This window comes from Orrella marina, assembly GCF_003058465.1.
In the GTDB taxonomy this organism is placed as follows: Bacteria; Pseudomonadota; Gammaproteobacteria; order Burkholderiales; family Burkholderiaceae_B; genus Algicoccus; species Algicoccus marinus.
Genome location: NZ_CP028901.1, coordinates 379,286 through 403,497 on the forward strand (window position 1 = coordinate 379,286; position 24,212 = coordinate 403,497).

Annotated in this window: 12 protein-coding genes, 2 tRNA genes and 3 rRNA genes; 7 read left to right on the top strand and 10 right to left on the bottom strand. The window is 51.7% G+C overall.

The features are described 5' to 3' along the window. Positions 1 to 121: 121 nt before the first annotated feature. The 3 genes from DBV39_RS01655 to DBV39_RS01665 all read right to left on the bottom strand — a co-directional run bounded on the left by DBV39_RS01655 (position 122) and on the right by DBV39_RS01665 (position 3,536). Positions 122 to 1,378, bottom strand: a complete 1,257-nt coding sequence (locus tag DBV39_RS01655) for an O-antigen ligase family protein (protein WP_108620072.1) — start codon at positions 1,376 to 1,378, stop codon at positions 122 to 124. A gap of 319 nt (positions 1,379 to 1,697) precedes the next feature. Continuing rightward, on the bottom strand, positions 1,698 to 2,459 hold the full coding sequence (locus DBV39_RS01660; protein ID WP_108620073.1) for a YdcF family protein: 762 nt from the start codon (positions 2,457 to 2,459) through the stop codon (positions 1,698 to 1,700). A 9-nt stretch (positions 2,460 to 2,468) separates the two neighbouring features. Beyond that, positions 2,469 to 3,536, bottom strand: a complete 1,068-nt coding sequence (locus DBV39_RS01665; protein ID WP_108620074.1) for a glycosyltransferase family 9 protein — start codon at positions 3,534 to 3,536, stop codon at positions 2,469 to 2,471. A 167-nt stretch (positions 3,537 to 3,703) separates the two neighbouring features. On the opposite strand from DBV39_RS01665, the gene msbA reads away from it, so the two are divergent. Further along, positions 3,704 to 5,473 carry a lipid A export permease/ATP-binding protein MsbA gene (msbA, locus tag DBV39_RS01670; RefSeq protein ID WP_108620075.1) on the top strand — a complete coding sequence of 590 codons (1,770 nt, stop codon included), beginning with the start codon at positions 3,704 to 3,706 and terminating at the stop codon, positions 5,471 to 5,473. Between the two features lie 155 nt (positions 5,474 to 5,628). Here msbA and rng read toward each other — a convergent pair whose 3' ends face one another. Then, positions 5,629 to 7,092 carry a ribonuclease G gene (gene rng, locus DBV39_RS01675; protein WP_108623026.1) on the bottom strand — a complete coding sequence of 488 codons (1,464 nt, stop codon included), beginning with the start codon at positions 7,090 to 7,092 and terminating at the stop codon, positions 5,629 to 5,631. A 683-nt stretch (positions 7,093 to 7,775) separates the two neighbouring features. Here rng and DBV39_RS01680 point away from each other — a divergent pair. The 5 genes from DBV39_RS01680 to rrf all read left to right on the top strand — a co-directional run bounded on the left by DBV39_RS01680 (position 7,776) and on the right by rrf (position 13,225). Beyond that, positions 7,776 to 9,306: ribosomal RNA gene (locus tag DBV39_RS01680) — 16S ribosomal RNA — on the top strand. Positions 9,307 to 9,434: 128 nt separating this feature from the next. Further along, positions 9,435 to 9,511 (top strand) — tRNA-Ile (locus DBV39_RS01685). Positions 9,512 to 9,523: 12 nt separating this feature from the next. Next, positions 9,524 to 9,599: transfer RNA gene (locus DBV39_RS01690), tRNA-Ala, on the top strand. 455 nt (positions 9,600 to 10,054) lie between these two features. Then, positions 10,055 to 12,938: ribosomal RNA gene (locus DBV39_RS01695) — 23S ribosomal RNA — on the top strand. A 174-nt stretch (positions 12,939 to 13,112) separates the two neighbouring features. Next, positions 13,113 to 13,225, top strand: a 5S ribosomal RNA gene (gene rrf / locus DBV39_RS01700). Together the 16S, 23S and 5S rRNA genes with 2 tRNA genes alongside form the textbook arrangement of a ribosomal RNA operon. Before the next feature lie 158 nt (positions 13,226 to 13,383). On the opposite strand, the gene DBV39_RS01710 is transcribed toward rrf, so the two are convergent. After that, positions 13,384 to 14,586: a transposase gene (locus tag DBV39_RS01710; protein ID WP_193853041.1), complete on the bottom strand. Its 1,203-nt coding sequence runs from the start codon at positions 14,584 to 14,586 to the stop codon at positions 13,384 to 13,386. Positions 14,587 to 14,600: 14 nt separating this feature from the next. Beyond that, positions 14,601 to 14,930: an MBT domain-containing protein gene (locus tag DBV39_RS19665; RefSeq protein WP_193853042.1), complete on the bottom strand. Its 330-nt coding sequence runs from the start codon at positions 14,928 to 14,930 to the stop codon at positions 14,601 to 14,603. Between the two features lie 389 nt (positions 14,931 to 15,319). Between DBV39_RS19665 and DBV39_RS01715 the strand changes: the two genes are divergently transcribed. Then, on the top strand, positions 15,320 to 16,384 hold the full coding sequence (locus DBV39_RS01715; protein WP_108620077.1) for a DMT family transporter: 1,065 nt from the start codon (positions 15,320 to 15,322) through the stop codon (positions 16,382 to 16,384). 207 nt (positions 16,385 to 16,591) lie between these two features. Here DBV39_RS01715 and DBV39_RS01720 read toward each other — a convergent pair whose 3' ends face one another. The 4 genes from DBV39_RS01720 to DBV39_RS01735 form a co-directional block, all read right to left on the bottom strand. After that, positions 16,592 to 18,139, bottom strand: coding sequence for an acyl-CoA carboxylase subunit beta (locus tag DBV39_RS01720; protein ID WP_108623027.1), 1,548 nt, complete (start codon positions 18,137 to 18,139; stop codon positions 16,592 to 16,594). 112 nt (positions 18,140 to 18,251) lie between these two features. After that, entirely contained in the window at positions 18,252 to 20,126 is a 1,875-nt protein-coding gene (locus DBV39_RS01725; RefSeq protein WP_108620078.1) for a TRAP transporter permease, read from the bottom strand. Positions 20,127 to 20,154: 28 nt separating this feature from the next. Next, complete coding sequence (locus DBV39_RS01730; RefSeq protein ID WP_159078727.1) at positions 20,155 to 21,135, bottom strand: TAXI family TRAP transporter solute-binding subunit; 981 nt, start codon at positions 21,133 to 21,135, stop codon at positions 20,155 to 20,157. Positions 21,136 to 21,194: 59 nt separating this feature from the next. Further along, positions 21,195 to 23,318 (bottom strand): acetate--CoA ligase family protein, encoded by a 2,124-nt coding sequence (locus DBV39_RS01735; protein ID WP_159078728.1) that lies wholly within the window; start codon positions 23,316 to 23,318, stop codon positions 21,195 to 21,197. Positions 23,319 to 24,212 lie beyond the last annotated feature (894 nt).

The window sequence follows — 24,212 nt, forward strand, 5'->3', positions numbered from 1 at the left end:
AAGGCGCTATAGCAATCCCGCTGCATGAACCAGCGACGCTGTCCGCTTTCGATGCGCCAAATCAGGCGGCAGTACCTGGTGCTCGACTTCATGGCTTCGTGCCGGTAAGAGTCCTGCTGTATTAAAGGCAGTTATTTCCCTGCCTTGACCTGTGATCTGATGCGGTTGATGCCGACCCTGCCGACAGTGTCATGAAGAACACAAGAAAGAAGGGCGCGAAGTGCAGCATGATGTCATAGAACATGCCGACAATCAGAAAGTTCACCATCAGTAGCAGGCAAGCAAGAGGCCGCCTGTCAGCAGATGTCGCCTGTCTTGTACAGTGAACGCAAAAGCTGATCAGAAAGGCCAGTGCCAGGGCCGTCCAGATGATTCCCATCTTGGCGGTGGTGTCGAGATACATGTTGTGGAGATCATTGCCGGGGTAGTTGAACTGGCGCAAGTAGTCTTTTTGCTGGTCGCTCAGTGCCTCTGTTCGTTCGAAAAATGCACGAACTTCATGAATGTGATTCTCAGGGCCAGACCCAAATACAAAGGTGATCGGGCTGTTCTCGAGTTTCTCCTGGTCATGGGCGAGTGCTAGTTGCCAAAGATTGATCCGGACCCAGTTGGAATCATTGGTTCTGACTTCAAAGATCGACACTACCCTGGTCTCAAACGCATCAAAGGGACCTGGAAGTATCTGCCTGGCCGGCCAGTACAGAGCGATCAGTGCGATTGCAAGCCAAATCAGGGCTTTACGATGAGTCAGCAGCAAGAAGAGTCCAATCCCTCCGAACGCACCAATCCATGGGCCTCGGCTCGAACTCATGATCAGCATCAACACTGCCAGCAGGAGGTTTGCCACGAAAAAGATCTGCCAGCCGCGTGATTGTCGGTGAAAGGCAAATGGTGTGAGAAATGACACCAGGAAACCGGTGATCACACCCCAGACGTCGACCGTCCATGTGCCGTTGACGCCAGCGCCATGCCACGGCCAGTCAATTACGCTGAAAGTCAGAATGCTCGCAATCCAGAATCCGATGAAGAGTCCGATCAGTCCTGCCTGGCGGTTTCGTTGCTGTGTGAACGCAACCAGCAGAGGTGGAACGAGCAGCATGAACATTGCCTTGCGTGCGTACAAAGAGACGTCCTCGTACAGTCCCGGGTAGATCCAGGTTGCTATCAGCCCGAAGACAAACAGGCTAACCGATGCCCAGCCAAGCCAGTTTCCAAAAATGGCATCCCGATAGTCTCGATCGGTCAAGAGCCTGGTCAATGCGTAAAACAGGATTGATCCGCTTGCAACATAGATGCCGGGTTTCCAGACGCAGATCGAGAGTCCGAAAAGAAACAGCAAAAAAGCCTCAATGGAGTAATTCAGGTCCTGACGGGTCATAACGGTGTCTGCAAAATTAAGTCTGCGGCTTGAAACAACAGGCCGGTGTCTGGCGCTCAGGGATTGTTTAAAACTTCACACAGTGTGGGATGTTCCAACCCGTTCACCTCTGAGGCAGTCTGGTCAGAAGCCGGTCCTCAGGCGAGCGGGTTATCTACGGGTTATGAGTGGATTATGAGTGGGTTATGAGTGGGTTATGAGTGGGTTATGGAATGAGCCAGGAAAACAGCGCATCCTGCAACGCAACATGATCAGGACACCAAACTGTCTGACTCGGCCTGGGTTTTATGATTCCGGGTGGTCTTTATCCAGATGGATCCTATATTAACGCCCTGATCCAGTACAAGATCAGGCCAGCGTATTCCTTGATAATGGTCTGACTCGCAAGCAGTGTATGAAGATCTGGCGCAAAAATGGACTTGTTCCGATCAGCAGGCCAGATGATCTGTGGAGGCAATGGGGCAGCGGTGATCTCCATCGGACGGCCGGCAAATGCAGACATGGCTCGAGGCATGTGCAGGGCTGATGTCACGAGCAAGATTCGCTGACGTTCGAGGCTGCGCAGCGTCTCGTCCGTGAGTCTGGCGTTCTCGAGCGTGTTCTGGCTTCGGGTTTCCTGAACAATGGCTTCAGGTGGAATACCCATCGATTGAAGTGATCGAGCCATGTTGGCAGTGTCGCTGATCGGGCCTTCGAGCGCCCCGCCTGAGAGCAGAATCAAGTCAGACCGGCCTGCCTGGTAAAGCAGGGCAGCCATGGACTCCCGGCTTACGACCTTGTTGCGATCGTACTCTTCAAACCAGTTATGACGGTTTCCCTGGATGTGGCCGCCTAGTACGACAATCGCGTCGGCCTGCGAATAGGCATCCGGTTCGAGACGCTCATATCGTTTCTCCAGATAACCGCCCGCCATGACGGTCGTGATGGGCAAAGACCAGAGCAGAACCCAGAGCATGCCGCCAATCAAAAAGCAGACAGCTGTTCTGCGCCAGCGAAGCAGCCAAAGTCCCGCACTGATGATCGCCATCAGAATCAGGACGTTGGGCGCAAACAGAAGGCTGTACACAACGGTTGTCGACATGTGCGTAGTTTAATTCCCGATCGATGAGCAAGGCGATTGTTCATCGTTCTGTGGTCGATGCGGTATGCCGGGTTGTATGCCAAGTTGTTCAGCACAGGCATCAAGGACAGCATCGACTGACGGCCAGTCGTCCATGGCTCCCAGACAGATCGCTTTGTCTGACCAGGGGCCTGTCAAAGCAGGGTCAGTCACACCGAACAAAGTGATCTGGGATGCACCCGTGAGGGCTGCGATATGAGAGACCCCTGAGTCGTTGCAGATGACGATCGAAGCCACGCGCGTGAGTTGCGCAAACGCGTCAAGCGGTAATGCCTCGAGCAGCATGGCGCGAGGTGCGGCCTTGCGGGCTTGATCCTGTTCATGAGCGGGAGGGCACGTGATGACTGCATAGCCTCTGGCAATGAGTGCGTCGGTCAGCTGCGCAAAGCCCGGCCAGACTTTGCGCTTGCCCTGATGGAGTCCTGTCGCGGTTGGAGCGATCAGAACAATGGGACGCTGATTCAGATCGTGCGAGGTCAGGCACTCCTGCACCCGTTGGATGGCCTGCGTCGGTGGGGTGTAATAGTAAGCCGGTGGCTTGTCAGGGAAAGGCGAGGGAATCGGCAGCCTCCATTCTTTTGCTGCAATGCGTGCCAGACGATACCAGCGCAAGACTGCGTGTTGTTTGGAGTCGGACTTGTTCACTGGCCATCTGAGTAGCAGGCTGCGTCCGTCGTCACGGTGCCCCAGACACGGTATGCCGGCCAGCCGGAATGTCAGTGCGCTTGTGAGCGAGTCGGGAAACAGTAATCCGGACAGCTTCTCATGGCGACCAGTCATTGCACGCCGGTGGGCGAGCGATTGACGGATCGTCCGGGCATCCGGGATGATCGAACCTGTCAGCGCGATGAATTCGCTTTGCGGGTCTTCTCCGATGAGCGAGTCAATGAAAGCCTTGGCAAACGGTTTGCCACAGATCACAAGTGGACAGCCAGATGTAGAAAGCCAGGCCAGGCAAGGCATCACCATGCAGACATCGCCCACCCAGTTTGGCAGGCGGACAACGATTGTGGGGAGGGAAGTGGTCTTCGATAACATGACGCGCAGAATACGCGATCTTACGCATTCCGTGTAGCGGCTATCGGTTCATTGGCGGGCGCGTGGAACAACTCGCTACAATCACGGGAGTTTTTCCAAGAGTGTCCTTTGGTGAATCAAGTCGTCCGACGGTCGAGGCGACATCCAACAATAAAGGGTAGAGTGATTTGAAGCAGTCAAAGCGGGATTCGGCTCCGGAACACCCTCTGAAGAATGTCGTCTGGGGGCGTATTTACGAGAGGGTGGGTCAGTACTGGAAGGCCCTTGCAGTTGCCATTTTCTTCATGGCACTGGCCGCCGCGACGCAGCCCACGCTGGCGCTCGCGATGAAGCCGCTTCTGGATGAGGGCATCACCGGGGCCAAGCCGGACTACGTCTGGCAGGTGCCTCTTGCCATCATCGTGCTGATTTTTTTCAGGGGAGTGTGCACGTTTTTCAGTGACTATCTCCTGGCCTGGGTGGCCAACAATGTGCTGCTCAAGTTGCGCGCCGACATGTTCACCCGCCTGCTTGCGATGCCCGACTCTGAATACAAGAAGGGTGATAGCGGCCGCTTGCTAAACAGATTTACGGTGGATGCGCAGAACATTGCATTCGCCGCGAACAGCGTGATGACAGTCCTTGTGCGCGAATCGCTGGTGGTGCTGTCTCTGCTCGGTGTTCTCTTTTACATGTCATGGCAGCTTGCACTGATTATCCTGGTGATCATGCCTGCTTCTGTATTTGTGTCGCGAATTTTCATGAAACGTCTGCGCCGCATCAATCGCGAAACGATTGCCACGAATGCCCAGATGACCGAAGTGGTCAATGAGGGTATTTCCGGGCAGCGTGTCATCAAGCTGTTTGATGGATATGGCTACGAGAATGAAAGATTCCAGTATGTGAACGGGCGACAGCGCCGTCACCAGATGCGTGCGGCCATTGCGGACGCAGCATTGAGACCGATTGCGCAGATGATCATCGCGTTTGCTGTCGCGATCACGATCGGCGTTGCCTTGCACGAGGCTGATTCAGGTGTGCTTACGGTCGGGAGTTTTGCGGCTTTCATGGCTGCCTTGGCCCAGATTTTTGATCCGGTCAGACGGTTGACCAATGTGGTTGGGCACATGCAGAAGATGCTGGCTTCTGCGGAAAGTGTGTTTGACCTGGTTGACCATGCGGGCGAAGACCATGACAGGGGCAAGCAGTTTGCAGGAAAGGTGAAAGGAAAGATCGAGTTTGATCAAGTCAGCCACCGGTTTACTGATGCTGAGCGCGACACGCTCTCGAACATATCGCTCACAGTGGAGCCCGGGCAGGTGCTCGCCTTGGTTGGGCGATCAGGCAGTGGCAAGACGACCCTGGTCAACATGCTTCCGAGATTTGTCGATCCTGGTCAGGGGCAGATCCGGATTGATGGGCAGGACATCGCTGAGGTTTCGTTGCGCAACCTGCGCTCACAATTGTCTCTGGTCAGTCAGGATGTCGTGCTTTTTAACGGAACGATTGCAGCGAACGTGGGCTACGGCACTTTGGGTAATGCGAGTGAGCAGCAGATCCGCGACGCACTCGCCGCTGCCAATCTGTTGTCATTTGTCGAGTCTCTTCCCAACGGCCTTTACACAGAGGTCGGAGAGAACGCGACCCGGCTCTCCGGTGGGCAACGACAGCGACTTGCGATTGCGCGTGCATTGATCAAGGATGCGCCTATCCTGATCCTTGATGAGGCGACTTCAGCCCTGGATAACGAATCAGAGCGTCAGGTTCAGGCTTCGCTCGAAACATTGATGAAAGGACGCACCACGCTGGTGATCGCTCATCGGCTTTCAACCGTCCAGAATGCCCACCGAATTGTCGTGCTTGATGACGGAGAAATTCTGGAAACGGGATCTCACAGCGAATTGTTAGAAAAGGACGGCGCTTACGCTGCGCTTTACAAAATGCAGTTCCGGAAGTGATGTCATCGAGCACTTTCATCAGTGCGCGCCGTGGCATTGGCGGTGCGCACTGAGTGACCTGCCAAGACAAAGTACAGGACCTTTCAGACAAAGCGATCCGCCTGGAAGGTGGGTTTCAAGCGACGTACTTTTGAGATCGGGCTTGAGTAATTTCCTCAGATCAGAACCAGGTCGTACTGCTCCTGCGTGCATTCACTTGAAACCTCAAGCGAAATGGGCTTGCCAATAAAGTCACCTAGCATGGCCAGGTGCTGACTTTCCTCTTCAAGAAACAGGTCCACGATCGGCTGCGAGGCCAGAATCCGAAACTCTTTCGGGTTGAACTGACGGGCCTCTCTCAGGATCTCTCGCAAGATTTCGTAGCACACACTTCTCGCGGTGAGAATTTTTCCTCTGCTATCGCACGTGGGGCAAGGTTCGCACAGCTGATTGACTAATGCATCGCGTGTGCGCTTGCGAGTCATCTCCACCAGACCTAGCTGGCTGAAGTGACTGACTGTGGTCCGGGTTCTGTCCTCAGCAACGCTACGCTTCAATGCTTCGAGTACTGCCTGGCGGTGTTCCTCATCTGCCATGTCAATGAAGTCCACGACGATGATCCCGCCCAGATTCCTGAGTCGTAGCTGTCTTGCGATGGCCTGCGCTGCTTCGAGATTGTTTCTGAAAATCGTGTCATCGAAATTCCTGCCGCCGACAAACCCGCCGGTATTGACGTCAATGGTTGTCAGCGCTTCTGTCTGGTCGATGATGAGGTAACCACCAGACTTGAGTGCAACTCTTCTTGATAGCGCCCGCTTGATCTCTTCCTCGACATTTGCGGTATCGAAAAGTGCACGTTCACCAGAAAAGTGCTTGATCCGCTCCGTGACGGTGGGACTATAGATCTGCGACCACTGGCGCATGTTTAATGATTCCGCGCGGGAATCTACCAGGATCTGATGTGTGCGAGGCCCGACCATGTCACGCAGTACGCGTTGAGATAGCGTCAAGTCCTGGTAGAGCACACTGGGCGCGGGGGATGTCTTGGCCGCAGATTGAATGTTGCGCCATAAGTGAAGCAGATACTCAATGTCTGCGCAGATCGCTTCTCGTGGTGCATCCTCGGCCTGGGTCCGAACGATAAAGCCACCCGTGGCGTCTTCCGGCATCAGTTCCTGCACCATTTCGCGCAGTCTCTGTCTGTCCGCTTCACCCCCGATGCGTTGAGAGACGCCGATGTGTGGATCGTGTGGCAAATAGACAAGTAGTCGTCCCGCCAGGCTGATCTGGGTAGAGAGTCGGGCGCCTTTGGTGCCCAGAGGGTCCTTGATCACCTGAACCATGACTGTCTGTCCCTCGAAAAGAAGCTTCTCAATGGGGGTGATGGCTTGGCCGGAGTTGCGTTCGAATCTGTTTTCTCGAACGTCCGCAATATGAATGAATGCGGCCCGCTCTAGTCCGATCTCTATAAACGCGCTTTGCATTCCAGGAAGGACACGCACGACCTTGCCAAGCCGGATGCTCCCGACCTGGCCGCGCTGTATCGTACGTTCAAGGTGCAATTCCTGAACCTCTCCCTGGGCGACAAGTGCGACTCGCGTCTCAAAAGGTGTCACGTTGATGAGAATGTCTTCAGTCAGGCCAGATTCCATGTTGTTGTGCTGCAGATATGTTGATGTCATCCGAGAGTCTACGGGAGTTGCAGGGCTTGTGCCGACACACGCTGGCGAAAAGACAGAAAAATCCGAAAAAATTGTGTGTCTTCGAATTATTTTAAATAATTATTGTTTTTCAAATGGTTAGTTGAAAATTTTGGTTCAGTTTCAGCGTATCTCGTCCAGATAAGTGGTCATTTACAGGTGTTTTTGCGAAGACGGGTTTGACAGCGTAAAAAATGCGATGCATAATCTCGCTTCTTTGCTGAACGAACAAACGAACGGACAGCGGGAAGTGCGAGGCGGCGGTGCTGTAAAAGCGCCGAACGCGGTCAGAAAAAGCAGTAACTTCTGGCAAATCGCAGTAAGTTGCAGGATCTTCCGGAGTGTGTTATAATTCTGGAATCGACAGGAAGTCGAGACGCTCTTTAACAATTGAACAACCGATAAGTGTGGGCAGCTGATATCGCTGACGACCTTTGAAGTGTTGGCTGGTGCTGCGCAAGTGGTGCCGGGCGATGCTGGAGTCATCAAGCAATAGAAGTGTGCTCACATTGAAGCAAGGTAAGGAAGTCTGGAGCTTTAGGGCTTTAGGCACCTTGTCAAGCTTTTGAGTACAAGCGCCGTACGGGCAGAGCGATCTGTCAGTATGGAGTAATACAGAGATTAAACTGAAGAGTTTGATCCTGGCTCAGATTGAACGCTAGCGGGATGCTTTACACATGCAAGTCGAACGGCAGCGCGGACTTCGGTCTGGCGGCGAGTGGCGAACGGGTGAGTAATGTATCGGAACGTACCCAGTAGCGGGGGATAACTACTCGAAAGAGTGGCTAATACCGCATACGCCCTACGGGGGAAAGGGGGGGATCGCAAGACCTCTCACTATTGGAGCGGCCGATATCGGATTAGCTAGTTGGTGGGGTAAAGGCCTACCAAGGCAACGATCCGTAGCTGGTTTGAGAGGACGACCAGCCACACTGGGACTGAGACACGGCCCAGACTCCTACGGGAGGCAGCAGTGGGGAATTTTGGACAATGGGGGCAACCCTGATCCAGCCATCCCGCGTGTGCGACGAAGGCCTTCGGGTTGTAAAGCACTTTTGGCAGGAAAGAAATCGCCCGGGCTAACACTCCGGGTGGATGACGGTACCTGCAGAATAAGCACCGGCTAACTACGTGCCAGCAGCCGCGGTAATACGTAGGGTGCAAGCGTTAATCGGAATTACTGGGCGTAAAGCGTGCGCAGGCGGTTCGGAAAGAAAGATGTGAAATCCCAGGGCTTAACCTTGGAACTGCATTTTTAACTACCGGGCTAGAGTGCGTCAGAGGGGGGTGGAATTCCGCGTGTAGCAGTGAAATGCGTAGATATGCGGAGGAACACCGATGGCGAAGGCAGCCCCCTGGGATGACACTGACGCTCATGCACGAAAGCGTGGGGAGCAAACAGGATTAGATACCCTGGTAGTCCACGCCCTAAACGATGTCAACTAGCTGTTGGGGCCTTCGGGCCTTGGTAGCGCAGCTAACGCGTGAAGTTGACCGCCTGGGGAGTACGGTCGCAAGATTAAAACTCAAAGGAATTGACGGGGACCCGCACAAGCGGTGGATGATGTGGATTAATTCGATGCAACGCGAAAAACCTTACCTACCCTTGACATGTCTGGAATCCCGAAGAGATTTGGGAGTGCTCGCAAGAGAACCGGAACACAGGTGCTGCATGGCTGTCGTCAGCTCGTGTCGTGAGATGTTGGGTTAAGTCCCGCAACGAGCGCAACCCTTGTCATTAGTTGCTACGAAAGGGCACTCTAATGAGACTGCCGGTGACAAACCGGAGGAAGGTGGGGATGACGTCAAGTCCTCATGGCCCTTATGGGTAGGGCTTCACACGTCATACAATGGTCGGGACAGAGGGTTGCCAACCCGCGAGGGGGAGCTAATCCCAGAAACCCGATCGTAGTCCGGATTGCAGTCTGCAACTCGACTGCATGAAGTCGGAATCGCTAGTAATCGCGGATCAGAATGTCGCGGTGAATACGTTCCCGGGTCTTGTACACACCGCCCGTCACACCATGGGAGTGGGTTTCACCAGAAGTAGTTAGCCTAACCGCAAGGAGGGCGATTACCACGGTGGGATTCATGACTGGGGTGAAGTCGTAACAAGGTAGCCGTATCGGAAGGTGCGGCTGGATCACCTCCTTTAAGAGAAAGGCTCTGGTGTTGGACTGGATGTAGGTTCAGTGCAGTGCGCCAGGGGGAGTTGGCAAGTTAGCTGTTCACACTTATCGGTTGTTCGGATGTTCAAAGGGTTAAGAGATGCTGGGTCGGTTGGGTCTGTAGCTCAGTCGGTTAGAGCACCGTCTTGATAAGGCGGGGGTCGTTGGTTCGAATCCAACCAGACCCACCAAGATCGGGTACTGGGGGATTAGCTCAGCTGGGAGAGCACCTGCTTTGCAAGCAGGGGGTCGTCGGTTCGATCCCGTCATCCTCCACCAACACCAGTGTGTAGAGCTGAGGTGTTTTAGGCAAGTGTGCTATAGTGGCGGGCTTGGCTAGAGATTTCATCTCTGCGTACTGTGCAGAGGGCTGTTGTAGTGCGGCAAGTCAGGCGAGAGTCGGGTTTGCGGTGAAGCGGCAGCACTTTGCGTAGTCGAGAGACTTAACACTTTGTTCTTTAACAATCAGGAAGAAGCACAACGAGAAAATAGTATTTGCGTGGTGCATTGTCAAGCGGGCCGGCCTTACAGGAGGCGGGCGAGTTTGAGGGTGTGCGCAGTGACGTGAATACGGGTTGTGATTGCATTAGTAGTAATTTGTTCTTACTCGAGACCGATCGGGTCGTGTGTGTTGCAAGACGCAGATGACAGGATTGGAGCCTTGAAAGGAAGAACGGCACACAAACGCGAAAACTCAGCAAAGCAAGTAAAGCCTATAGCCTGCAAGGTTATAGGATCAAGTGACTAAGTGCATGTGGTGGATGCCTTGGCGATCACAGGCGAAGAAGGACGTGGCAGCCTGCGAAAAGCTGCGGGGAGCTGGCAAACAAGCTTTGATCCGCAGATATCCGAATGGGGAAACCCACCTTCTGTAAGGGAGGTACTCCTGGCTGAATACATAGGCCAGCGAGGGCGAACCGGGTGAACTGAAACATCTAAGTAACCCGAGGAAAAGAAATCAACCGAGATTCCGAAAGTAGTGGCGAACGAAATCGGATCAGCCTGTACGATTTAGCAGTTGTGATAGTTGAATACGCTGGAAAGCGTGGCCATAGCAGGTGATAGCCCTGTAGACGAAATCACGATTGTGGAACTAGGCGTACGACAAGTAGGGCGGGACACGTGAAATCCTGTCTGAAGATGGGGGGACCATCCTCCAAGGCTAAATACTCGTGATCGACCGATAGTGAACCAGTACCGCGAGGGAAAGGCGAAAAGAACCCCGGAAGGGGAGTGAAATAGATCCTGAAACCGCATGCATACAAACAGTAGGAGCCTCCTTGAGGGGTGACTGCGTACCTTTTGTATAATGGGTCAGCGACTTACATTCAGTGGCAAGCTTAACCGAATAGGGCAGGCGTAGCGAAAGCGAGTCCGAACAGGGCGATTCAGTCGCTGGGTGTAGACCCGAAACCAGGTGATCTATCCATGGCCAGGTTGAAGGCACGGTAACACGTGCTGAAGGACCGAACCCACTAATGTTGAAAAATTAGGGGATGAGCTGTGGATAGGGGTGAAAGGCTAAACAAACCTGGAAATAGCTGGTTCTCTCCGAAAACTATTTAGGTAGTGCCTCACGTATTACTGCCGGGGGTAGAGCACTGTTATGGCTAGGGGGTCATGGCGACTTACCAAACCATGGCAAACTCCGAATACCGGCAAGTACAGCGTGGGAGACAGAGCACCGGGTGCTAACGTCCGGACTCAAGAGGGAAACAACCCAGACCGCCAGCTAAGGTCCCCAACTATCGCTCAGTGGGAAACGAAGTGGGAAGGCATAGACAGTCAGGAGGTTGGCTTAGAAGCAGCCATCCTTTAAAGAAAGCGTAATAGCTCACTGATCGAGTCGTCCTGCGCGGAAGATGTAACGGGGCTTAAGCGATAGACCGAAGCTGCGGGTGTGTACTTTGTACACGCGGTAGGAGAGCGTTCTGTAAGCCTGCGAAGGTGGCTTGTAAAGGCTGCTGGAGGTATCAGAAGTGCGAATGCTGACATGAGTAGCGATAAAGGGGGTGAAAAGCCCCTCGCCGTAAGTCCAAGGTTTCCTGCGCAACGTTCATCGGCGCAGGGTGAGTCGGCCCCTAAGGCGAGGCAGAGATGCGTAGCTGATGGGAAACTGGTTAATATTCCAGTACCGTCGTATGGTGCGATGGGGGACGGATCGCGGAAGGTCATCAGGGTGTTGGAAGTCCCTGTTGCTGCACTGTAGAAGGCGCTTAGGCAAATCCGGGCGCGTGATTCAAGGGTGTGGCACGAGCGACCAAGTGTCGCGAAGTGATTGGAAGTGGTTCCAGGAAAAGCCTCTAAGCTTCAGCCATACGAGACCGTACCGCAAACCGACACAGGTGGACGGGATGAATATTCCAAGGCGCTTGAGAGAACTCAGGAGAAGGAACTCGGCAAATTGATACCGTAACTTCGGGAGAAGGTATGCCCCGGTAGTGTGAAGAGCCTGCGCTCGGAGCATGAAGGGGCCGCAGAGAATCGGTGGCTGCGACTGTTTATTAAAAACACAGCACTCTGCCAAGACGAAAGTCGACGTATAGGGTGTGACGCCTGCCCGGTGCCGGAAGGTTAAGTGATGGGGTGCAAGCTCTTGATCGAAGCCCCGGTAAACGGCGGCCGTAACTATAACGGTCCTAAGGTAGCGAAATTCCTTGTCGGGTAAGTTCCGACCTGCACGAATGGCGTAACGATGGCCACACTGTCTCCTCCTGAGACTCAGCGAAGTTGAAGTGTTTGTGATGATGCAATCTACCCGCGGCTAGACGGAAAGACCCCATGAACCTTTACTGTAGCTTTGCATTGGATTGTGAACCGGCTTGTGTAGGATAGGTGGGAGGCGCAGAAACGTGGTCGCCAGATCGCGTGGAGCCATCCTTGAAATACCACCCTGGTTTGTTTGCGATTCTAACCTTGGCCCGTGATCCGGGTTGGGGACAGTGCATGGTGGGCAGTTTGACTGGGGCGGTCTCCTCCTAAAGTGTAACGGAGGAGTTCGAAGGTACGCTAGGTACGGTCGGAAATCGTGCTGATAGTGCAATGGCATAAGCGTGCTTGACTGTGAGACTGACAAGTCGAACAGGTGCGAAAGCAGGACATAGTGATCCGGTGGTTCTGAATGGAAGGGCCATCGCTCAACGGATAAAAGGTACTCTGGGGATAACAGGCTGATACCGCCCAAGAGTTCATATCGACGGCGGTGTTTGGCACCTCGATGTCGGCTCATCTCATCCTGGGGCTGTAGCCGGTCCCAAGGGTATGGCTGTTCGCCATTTAAAGAGGTACGTGAGCTGGGTTTAAAACGTCGTGAGACAGTTTGGTCCCTATCTGCCGTGGGCGTTGGATACTTGACGGAGCCTGCTCCTAGTACGAGAGGACCGGAGTGGACGTACCTCTGGTGTACCGGTTGTCATGCCAATGGCATTGCCGGGTAGCTAAGTACGGAAGAGATAACCGCTGAAGGCATCTAAGCGGGAAACTCGTCTGAAGATTAGGTATCCCGGGGCCTCGAGCCCCCTGAAGGGTCGTTCAAGACCAGAACGTTGATAGGTCGGGTGTGTACGTGCAGTAATGCACTTAGCTAACCGATACTAATTGCCCGTGCGGCTTGATCCTATAACTTTGCTGGTTATAGCCAAGTGTGCCGAAACAAAATAGTCAATAGTGCGCCTCAAAACGCAACCAACACCATACATCCAACCCCGCTGCCACTTGCGCAGCGACTCGTTGAACACGCTTCTTCCCGATCCGGCGGAACTGGACTCAACCCCAGTACCGCCAACCCCTTCGCCTGACGACCATAGCAAGGTGGCACCACTCCTTCCCATCCCGAACAGGACAGTGAAACGCCTTTGCGCCGATGATAGTGGATGGACATCTGTGAAAGTAGGTCATCGTCAGGCTCCTCATTACAAAAAACCCTCGCCCTCAAAAGCGAGGGTTTTTTACTTGGTGCGCCCTGCATGGGCGCACCCCTGCGGGTGCAAGTCCCGCTGCGAGCTGGTCACAGTGAGCAAAGTGAAGAGCAACTGCGCGAAGTCCCTCAACCTAAAAAAAGCAGTTAGCCCGTCGCCGGCAGTGTCCGACAGGCTGGTTGAGCATCAATCCGGGGTGCAATTTTCTGGCATACGTACTTCAGCAGGGTGCTCCATCGGTCGACATCCTTGAACTGCTCCGCGGTCAATCTGACATGCTGTAAAGCCGCACGAACGTTGACCAGCAACTGATTGATAGTGTCCATTCTGGCGTGCATGGACGTCAGATACAGGGTCGTCTGTCCAGCATGACTCGCGGCCTTACCCACGGCGGCCAGCAACAACGGGCGACTCGTGATCGCCTCGAGTCTGCCACCCGGATGGGCAGCCCGACAGTACCAGCTCCACCAGTTGTAGATCAGGGCTCCCGCACGTGCAGTCGTCTGACTGCGATTCAGATCCCGGGTGGTGAAACCTGAGAGCCCCCACTGATTCTTCAGTTCATCAAAGCCATTCTCGCAATCACAGCGATCCCGATACAGTTGGGCAATCGATTCCAGGCGATAGTCCGCGTTGGTCACCAGCACGGTGTATTCCCACATCCGGGCGGCATCCAGGATATGGTGATCCGCAAAGTCCAGACGCAACTGCCCATGGTCATCCATTGTCTCCCGGGCAATACCTTCGCGTAGCCGGCGACGCAGGATCACCACCCGCCGTGGCTGGCTCCAGCCCGAGAGCTTGACCTCGTCCTGAACCGCCTGGAAGCCCTGAGAGTCGGTGCGGCTCCAGTCCAGCCGGTCAAACTGGCGTCGCACCAGGCGTTGAACGTTAGCAGTCTGGCGCAGCCGCAGCAGATAGGGTTGCTGGCGTTGCTCAAGCGCCACCAGAATCCCCTCGTTGCCGTAACCACTGTCACCGCGCACCAGCGCAGGCGCTTTCTCGCCCAGCTCGTCCAGTAGCTGTTCCAGACCTGCTCGAGCATGGGAACTCGCATGCTGGTTGCCCGCTGTCAGCTGCACATCCAGAACCTGTCGTAGCGGACTCACCCAGTACGTGTGCAGCACGTGACTGGGTCGGCCGGGCTTGTGCGGGTTGTAGCCCTTCAACGCCCCTTCCTGCTTGCCGTATAAAGGCTTAACGCTCGCATCTATGTCCAGTATCCAGTCGCGATCCAGCGCCTCGCGTACACTCGACATGAGTGCGGGGCGCAACCACGCCTGACTAGCTTGCTCGTCCATCCGGGCCAGTGCCCGGCGCAGGGAGTCCTCGCTGACGATCTTGTTCATGCCCAGCGATTTCGCTACGACCTGATCACCCCTCTATCGTTACGAAAGGCGGTCACGTGCGCATACCGCCGGTGTCCGGCCAGGATGGCCAGCAGCAACGTCCCCAGCACATCCCGGTTGCCCGGCGAGTTGGGACTGGTATAGGTCAGAGGGCAGCGCTCGACCCAGCGATCAAAGACGCCCGTGCAGGCAAGAAACTCGGCAAAAAAGACCAGCTGTCCGTTGGGAGTCGCTTGCGCTGACTCGTCCCAGTGCACATGTATGCGACCGCCCATGGTGTCCACCACCAAGGGCTCAGAGACGGTCGCAACGGCTGTTTTTGACTTGTTTTTACGCTCACCCATTTGGTGAATACCCCCATCTGATGCAAACCCGCATAAACATTAGCGTCTAGCAGGATTGGAAGCAAGCAACTGACGGATTTAGGCTCAATGGTGTACTGACGTTTGCGTACTTTGACCGGCTGGGTCTACCCCGACTCTCATGACCCCCACTTCTCGAACCGCCCGGTGCGGACCCGCATGCCGGGTGGTGTGGCAGGGGTGTAGCCTACGGGCTACCCCCCCTTTGCCGATCCTACAACACACAAGCACCCCACGCCGAGCAATGCCTGGTGAATCGCTACCCGGGCACGACCAGCCAGCATTCAGGCATCACGATCTTACCCAGCCTCATTAGGATATGACTGGCGAAGGTTTAATGATGCGCTTGCGAAGCGGTAGAATGGATCCCCATGCGTTCACAAGATCTTTCTGACCTGGTTATCCTTGCTGCGATATGGGGTAGCTCCTTTCTCTTTATTCGAATTGCGGTGACGGATTTCGGGCCTTTCGCTTTGATGGCCATTCGATCTGGTCTCGCATTACTCGTTCTGATCCCGCTGCTGTTCTGGCGTCATCGTCTCCCGGTTCTCATCAAGTTCTGGAAACCGATTTTTACAGTTGGTATTTTTAACGCGGCAATTCCGTTTTCCTTGCTCGCCTACGCAGCACTGACGCTCCCCGCCGGTGTTCTCTCTGTTATGAACGCTGCTACGCCGCTCTGGGGGGGCCTGATTACCTGGTTATGGCTGAAGGATAAGTTGCCATTTCTGCGTATTCTTGGTCTGGTAATCGGGTTCAGCGGCATTCTTTTACTGGTCTGGGATGAGCTCGACATGGATGCCATGCTGCAGTCCGGGCTTGCGCTCGCCGCAGGATTGCTGGCTCCAGTCTCCTATGGGTTTTCGGCAAGCTACACCAAACGGCATCTGATGGGCGCGAGTGCGTCTGCCGTGGCATGCGGCTGCCTTGTGTCCGCTACGATCATTCTGATGCCTCTTGCGTGGCTCACCTGGCCCGATACACCGATTTCGACCACCGCCTGGAGCGGTGTGCTCATGCTCGGATTACTCTGCACTGGAATGTCCCATATTCTGTTTTATCGGCTTGTATTGAACGCCGGGCCTGCCAAGGCCAGTACCGTTACGCTCATGATTCCAGTGTTTGGCGTCTTGTGGGGATGGATGTGGCTCGGGGAAGATGTGGGGCTTGAGATCATGGCAGGTTGCCTCATCATTCTGGTTGGGACGGCGTTTGCTACCGGTATCGTGGGCGAAAGGGGCGTCTGGGGTCGCAGTTGGTTTAAAGCAAAGCTTCAGGCGGTCATCCCAAAAACGCAGCCCCGATCCAGGAGATCCTCTGATGCGAAGGGCTTGCCATCGGCCAACTTGAGACAGGGTGCTTCGACAGCAGACTCGACCACGGATCAGTCTGAATCGTCAGATGACTTGATGCGAGACAAGCCGGGTCCTGGTTGAGTCTCGCTATTACGCCTTCCACGCGTGGTCAGCTCATCGGTGTCTGTGAACGTCCCGATCCGGCACTTATCTGCACTATCAGTGCGCGTCACATAATCTCGATGCGGTGCGCCTGTGTCTACTTTGAGCAGTAGTGAATCTCCCTACCGAACCCGATTCTTACTAGGAAGATTCACGATTTTTTAAAAGATTATGCCGTATTTCGAATCAAGGTCTGTAAGTGAAGGCGCGGATACCAGTGGTGCGGAGCGGTGCGATTGTTTCGACAAACTCTTCCAGTAACTCACGCGTACGTGCTGGATCGATCACGTCTTCCACAATAAAAGTTTCAGCACTACGCATCGGAGAACTTAGGGCACGTAATCTCTTCTCGATTGCTGCTCTTTCTGCATCCGGGTCATCTGCCGCTTCGATCACACGTTTGTAAGCGACTTCAAGCCCACCTTCGATTGGCAGAGATCCCCATTGCGCGGATGGCCAAGCATAACGAAAGTTGTAACGCCCCTCACGATGGTGTGATGCAGCTGCCACTCCGAATGCTTTTCGGACGATGAACGTGCACCAGTGTAGTTGAGACTGTACTCCTGCACTTAGTGCTCGTACCCCATATCGCATTGCACCTTCCTTCTCTGCGGCGAGACCAATCTGAAAGCCAGGTATATCCACAAAATTGATAACGGGTAACTGGAAAATTTCCGCAAGATCAAGATGACGTACAAACTTCTCTGAGGCTTGTTTGTCCCAGGCACCGCCATAGTGGTACGGGTCACTTGCGAACACCGCAACAGGATATCCGTTAACCCTTGCAAGCCCCGTGATTAGCGGGCGTCCCCATCCTTTTCCGGTTTCCAGGAATGAATCCGCGTCAACGACGGATTGAAGAATCGGTCGCATCTTGTAGACTGACCTGGATTGTTTCGGAACGGCATTTCTCAACCAAGAAAAGTCACTGCTCTTTGGTGGGACAGGCTCAGCTCTTGGAGGTAGTTCGTTTACGGAACGTGGCAAGTAGGAAAGAAATGCGCGTACCCGTTCAAATGCCTCTTGTTCGGTAAGCACTTCGTCGTCGACTACGCCATTTTTTGTATGGATACCACTACCACCTAACTCGTCCTTCTCAAAATGCTGTCCAATATGGGCGACTACAGGTGGGCCTGCGATGAACATTTGCGAGCTTTTTCGAACCATAATGGAATAATGGCTTGCCGCGACACGAGCGGCACCAAGTCCAGCCACTGACCCAAGTGCCATTGACACGACTGGTACAGTGGCAAGGTTCTGTGTCATTAATGGCCAGGTTCTTAATTTTGGTAATAGAGTACGACCATGTGTTTCAATATTTTTTACTGATCCACCGCCACCGGTGCCGTCTACGAGTCTTACAAGTGGAAGTTGCAGGTCATAGGCCATTCTTTCTGACGCCATTAGCTTATCACCAACAGCTCCGTCGTTAGCGCCGCCTCTTACGGTGAAATCGTCAGCAGCAATGACTACGGGACGCTTATTGATTTTTGCTCTTCCAGTGAGAAAATTAGACGGTACATAATCGATTAGCTTTCCATTCTCATCGTACACACCTGTTCCCGCAAGCTCACCAACTTCAAGAAATGAGCCTTTGTCTACTAGTCCGTCGATGCGCTCTCGAACGGGGAGGCGACCCGCTGCCCGGTGTCGCTCTATTCGTTCCGGTCCACCCATTTTTTTTGTCATTTCACGGCGTAACGCCAACTCGTCGAGTTCTTCTTTCCAGGACATCTGCAACCCCATAAAGTAACTGGCTTGAAATCAAGACCATTATTTATTAAAAACTCATGCATCAATTCTTCGATTTGATCAGAAGAAAGAGAGTGCATTTCTAGCACGGGAATTAAACATTGATAGGTTTACTTTTATTTAAAAATAGGTTGTACGTGACTAGCAACCCGAATATTGCCAACCCAACCAGGTCTGTATAAATATAAGGAGCAATCAGTAGAACTGCAGTAAAGAGTGCAATCGTTGTTTCGAATTTTCCCATTTTATGGATCAGAAAACGCTGTAACCCAGCCGCCCATAGTAGTGTTCCACAAACAGCGATAAACGTGCGCCAAACTATATCGCTTATACTCCCTTCCATGATCAGGGCAGGGTCATACACGAACACAAATGGAATCAGAAACGCTACGCTACCAAGACGGACGGCCGTCATACTTGTTGGCCAGATCCGTTCCTGTGCAATCCCAGCCGCTACAAATGAAGCCAGAGCCACGGGAGGAGTGATTGCCGATATAATTCCAAAGTAGAAAATGAATAAGTGTGCAGCAATGATGTGTACGCCTAATGCGACTAGCGCTGGAGCAACGGTGACGCTTAACACTAGATAGGCAGCGACGGTTGGAAGGCCCATTCCTAGCACGAGCGATGTGAGCATTGTCAGGATGAGCAATAGCCACAATTGGCCACCCGCAAGCTCAATCAGAACGGAAGATAGTTGAAAACCAAGGCCTGTTTGCGCCATTGCTCCAATGACAATTCCTATTGTTGCACACGCGATACTAACCTCTATCGTCCCTAGTGCTCCTTGGCGTGCCATTTCTATGCATTGAGAGAAAGTTAGTCTCGAATTTGGGTTAATCACCATTGTCAGGAAGGTTACTCCAATTGTCCAGACTGCGGCCTTCATCGCGGACCAGTGCATAATCAGTAAGAAGAAAAGAAGGCACAAAGGAGAAATGAGGAGGTGCCAGTTCTTCTTTATTAAGGGGCCAATCAATGGGAGCTCCGACTTTGGTATACCCTTGAGTCCTGTTTTCCCAGCTTCAAAGTCGACCATCAACAGGACGGCAAAGTAATACAGCAGTGCGGGAATCGTCGCTGCTAATGCGACCTGCCAAAACGGAGTAGATGTCACCTCTGCCACCAAGAAAGCAGATGCCCCCATTAGCGGTGGCATGAATTGACCGCCCGTTGATGCTACCGCTTCAACTGCACCCGCGAACGAGGGTTTGAAACCCGTTCTCTTCATCAGCGGTATGGTGAACGTGCCAGTCCCAGCCACATTTGCTACAGCGCTCCCAGAGATCGAGCCAAAAAGACAACTTGCTGCTACCGCTGTTTTCGCAGGGCCGCCTCGGACACCTCCAAAGTACCTAGTTGCAATTGCGATAAAGAGCTCACCTGCGCCGCTAACATTTAAAACAGCAGCGTACAATATGAAAAGGAATACAAATGTCGCCATAACTCCCAGTGCGACACCGAAAATTCCTTGCAATCCAAGAACTTGATATTGAACGATGTCATAGATGCTGTAATTGATGTGTGCAAGGATGCCTGGCAGCATTTCACCAAAGCGTGAATAAATAATAAATACGATTGCAATAATAGGTACGGCGTTTCCTACTGTCCGGCGAGTGGCTTCAAGGAGGCCTATTACCAACATCAAAGATAGCACCATCTGGGTGTCGCTTGCCGTTTCAGTCTGTACCCATAATTGTTCATAATTTACTGCGATGTAAATCAGCGGAATCAGAGAGATCGTGATCCAGAAGATCTGCCCAACGAGATCGCCTTCACCTGATCGTTTTCTTCCTTTCCAGTCGCGTAAAAGAAATATTAATGTGATCGCAAACGCGAGGTGAATTGATCGTTGTAACTGTGCAGGAAAGACACCAAATACGCCGGTGTACAGTTGAAATATGCACCACGTTAAACAGATAGTGGTTACTAGCGATCCGTGTATAGAAATCTTTCTGCTAATGGACATGGATACGACTCTCTGATATTAGTTCAATTTATTTGGATCCTGGAAGTGGGTTTCCAATGGATTTGTAGTACTTAGCCGTTCCTTCATTTACATAAGTAGAATTAATAATACCTTCTTTAATATATTTTGGAAGATTGTCTTTATTTATCTGAGCTCCAGCGGGGTGGCTTGCGGCAACTTCGGATGAGTTTGCATAGAGCGCATCTACCACTTTTTCGATGATTGTTGGATCGACCTTGTCGTTAGTAATTAAAAGTGAGTAAAGAGCATAGAACTTACCGTCTTCATCGACACCCGGATAAGTACCAGCAGGAATGATTCCTACACGCGCTCTTGGATTGGCCTTGTTCCATTTCTCAATCGTATCCGGATCAAGTTCAATGAACCGCATCTTTTCCAAGGAGGCAATTCCCTCCACCGTTCCACTCTTAGGGTACGCGGTGAATGTGGCTATATCCACATTCCCGTCCTTCAGTGCAGATGCTGACTCTGCATACGTCAGATAAACCCAATTGATATCATCGCTGGGAACCCCGGCGTATTCATACATTTGTGCAACCATGTTCTTTGTGGTTACAGAAGGAACCGCAATCCGTTTTCCTTTTGCATCCTTCATTGTCTTGATTCCACTCTTGTCGAGCGTGATCTGAGACATGATGTTGGAGTAAATAGGCATTACAATACTAATGTTCTGGAGTGGTGTCTTGAATTCATCTATGCCGTTATATGCTTTGTAAAATTGATCAGCATCGCTTAGACCAAACATCGCAGCGCCGCTATTGACAGTGGGTGGGGTTTGCGAATAAGACGGAGGGTTACTAGGATTAAGCCTCACTTCGGGAACATTCTTGTTGATCACGTTGACCATCGAACTTCCGACAATGTCGTAAACTCCACCGGAACTACCAGTTAGAAACTGACCAAACTGTTTGGCAGAGGCTGACGCCCCTGTTAGCGCGAGAGAGCCAGCAATTAGAGATGCTGTCATTACTTTCTTGATGTTTCTCATCTTTGTCTCCTGAATTGATATTAAAAAAAGGGCCATGCAGCGCCTTTTTTACGTACAAATCACCTGAATGTCATGAGCGCGTCAACCACCCTGGTCTGTTCAGGCTTGCTTCCAACTACGACTGGGTTAAGATCAATCTCTAGAAGTTGCTCAACTTCTACAAGAAGATCTGAAACTTTTGAGATAATCTTTGTTAATTCGGTGAGATCACAGCCTAGTTGACCGCGAAGTCCCGTGAGTAGTGAGTACATTTTTAATTCTTTGAGCATTTCGCTAGCGGCAAAATCGCTGATTGGTGCTGGTCTGAAAACGACATCTTTTAATGCTTCAGCATAAATTCCACCTATTCCCACCATGATGTAAGGTCCAAGTATAGGATCTCTGACACCTCCAACAATTATTTCTGCGATTCCTTTTACTTCCTGGCACATAAGAATTCCGTTAATAATTGCATTTGGGCAGTTTCTTTTTACATCGCTGCTAATTTTCTCATACGCATCAATCGCTTTGGATTCTGAATTGACACCTAGGACAACACCTCCGACATCTGATTTGTGATGGATGTTTTTAGAGTCAACCTTCATTACGACAGTTGAGTTAAACTCTTTGTATACATCGCCCACGTCTTTGGCTTCGGTGATGCGTTTAATTTGAGGCGTCGGAATATCAATTGCTTTAAGAATATTCATGGCGTCGTATTCGCCAACTGATTTATCCTTGCGTTCAAGATGCTTTGCTACTTTTAACTTCGCTTCTTCATTAAGTTGGCTTTTAACGGATTGCTGGTCAGATTGGTTCGCGTGCTGAAAATTTCTGACATGCGTTAGAGCGCGTAATGCTTCTGTAGCGGATTCGAATACTGGTAGACTGTTATTTTCAAGCATTCGCTGAGCTTCTTTATCTGAGGAAATCCAGCAAACGACGATTGTTTTCTTTTTCTTTTTTGAGAGATCAATCAGTTTCTGTGCAAATGGACTGGCATTTGCATGGGTGAAGGCCAGAATTAAGAAAACTACGTCAACGTTTTCATCGTTATATAAATGTTCAAGTATTCGCTCTACGGCAGGCATGTTTGAAATTGCTAGAGTTGCAATGTCAACAGGATTATCAGCCGAGCCAAATGCAAACATATTTGATTGGATTGAGTCTTTCGTGCTTCCTGCCAGATTTGCTAGTTCAAATTTCTGAAATTTCAACTGGTCTGTACACCATACGCCCAATCCACCAGAATTGGTTAGCAGGGCAAGATTAGAAAAATCATTCCTTGGGAGTGGTAGTGAAAGCATGTATGCCGCTTGATTTAGCTCATCAAGATCATTTACCTGAATGATGTCTAGGCTACGAAAAAGACTTTCGTATAGAAATGCTGGGCTCGAAAGTGCGCCAGTGTGAGACTGTGCTGCGCGGGCGGCTTCTTTTGTTTTACCGACTTTCAAAATAATCAGTGGTTTATTGTTCTTTTTTGCCATCCTCGCAGCATGCTTGAAACGTTCAACATCCCGTATTGCTTCTAGATATCCGACAATGACCTTAATTTTCGGATCTTCGGCCATTACCGCGACCATATCACTAAACTCAACATCAATCTCATTTCCGGTTGTGGCGACATATCCAATGCCACTTTTCTCTTTTAGTGAATCAATAATTAGCGCGGCAAAAAGTCCACTTTGCGAAACAATTCCAACTGATCCTACCTTGATTTCGGATGCAACCATTACGGATGAAAAGTTAGCAATACACCCAGTATGAAAGTTGATTATTCCTTGACAGTTTGGTCCAGAAACAATGGTTGAGCCGTTAATGCAGTCTCTTAGTTGTTCATCTAATGAAAGTCCTTCGGCTGTTCCAACCTCAGAGAATCCGCTCGAAAATATAATTACAGACGGTACGCCCAATGCATTGCAGGAGACTACTGTAGGTACTACCTGTGCTGCAGGCACTGATATAACGACTAGGTCTGGAATCTCTGGAAGGTCCTCTAGGCAGGCGAATGCTTTAATGTCATTAACGAAGCTGACTTTTGGGTTGACTGGATAAATTTTACCTTGATAGTGTTTGTCATGAAGATACTTGACGACTCGGCCACCTGGTTTCCTTGTGTCTCCAGAAGCTCCTACCACTGCGACTGATTTCGGATCTAGCATCCTTTTCAAATTGTTGGCACGAACACTGTTTGTATGCATGTTGTAATGACTCTCTTTATTAGTTTGGTAACCATCAGAGTAAATGCTCGAAGTGTTTCTCATTCTTCTCTTTCCGAAATCTAGTTCGGTCCTGCTTTCGAACTGTTGATAAACAGACTGTAAAAGTGTTTTGGAGGTGCTTTCGAGTCGTTAGCTGGTGGGGGCATGGGCCTTATCGTCTTAATGCGTAATTTGAGATGGCCTTATGTCGGTTGACTATGGAAGTGTTGTCCAATAGGACTTCAAAATTCGTACGGTCATTAGGAAGGCTTGCCTTAATCATCATTTGTCCCCTGTGTTTTTATAGTGTCTTTTTGTTTTTTCATTTGTACAGAGATGCCATGGTCTAGTCAAGGCCGCTTTTGATGTTTCAGGTGGCATGTCTTTTTGACTATATGTTTAGCGAGTAGCGCTCGCTGCGACGGGTTTGATCTCGATATCACTTTTACTTTGATGAGATAAATAGGCGTTGACCCTAATTGCATGAGATGATCACTTGCTTCCGGGATGTATAACGATCATCGATCGATTGTTTAACTTTCGGCTGTTGAATCCAGGTTGAGTTAACCTAAGTCCGTCAGTTGCTTGATTCCGAGCCGTCCTAGCTGGGCTTCGGTGGTATCCCAGGTGACGTCGTTGGATGGTGTATGGTGGCCATGAGTTCTCTGGACATGAATATGATTTTTAGCGAGGAATCATTATGCAAAGCGCTGGCCCGGATGGATGATCAAGCCAGCTAGGGATGTTTGCGTTCGACGCTTATCTCAACTGCGCTCGAGGCGCTCGGTCTCGACTGGGTGCTGACCGTTGATGCGGGAGGCAGACCGTCGTGAGGCAAACTGCGCGAGGGATTCAAAGCATGTCGTTACACACAAGTTATTCCTCTTGACGTTC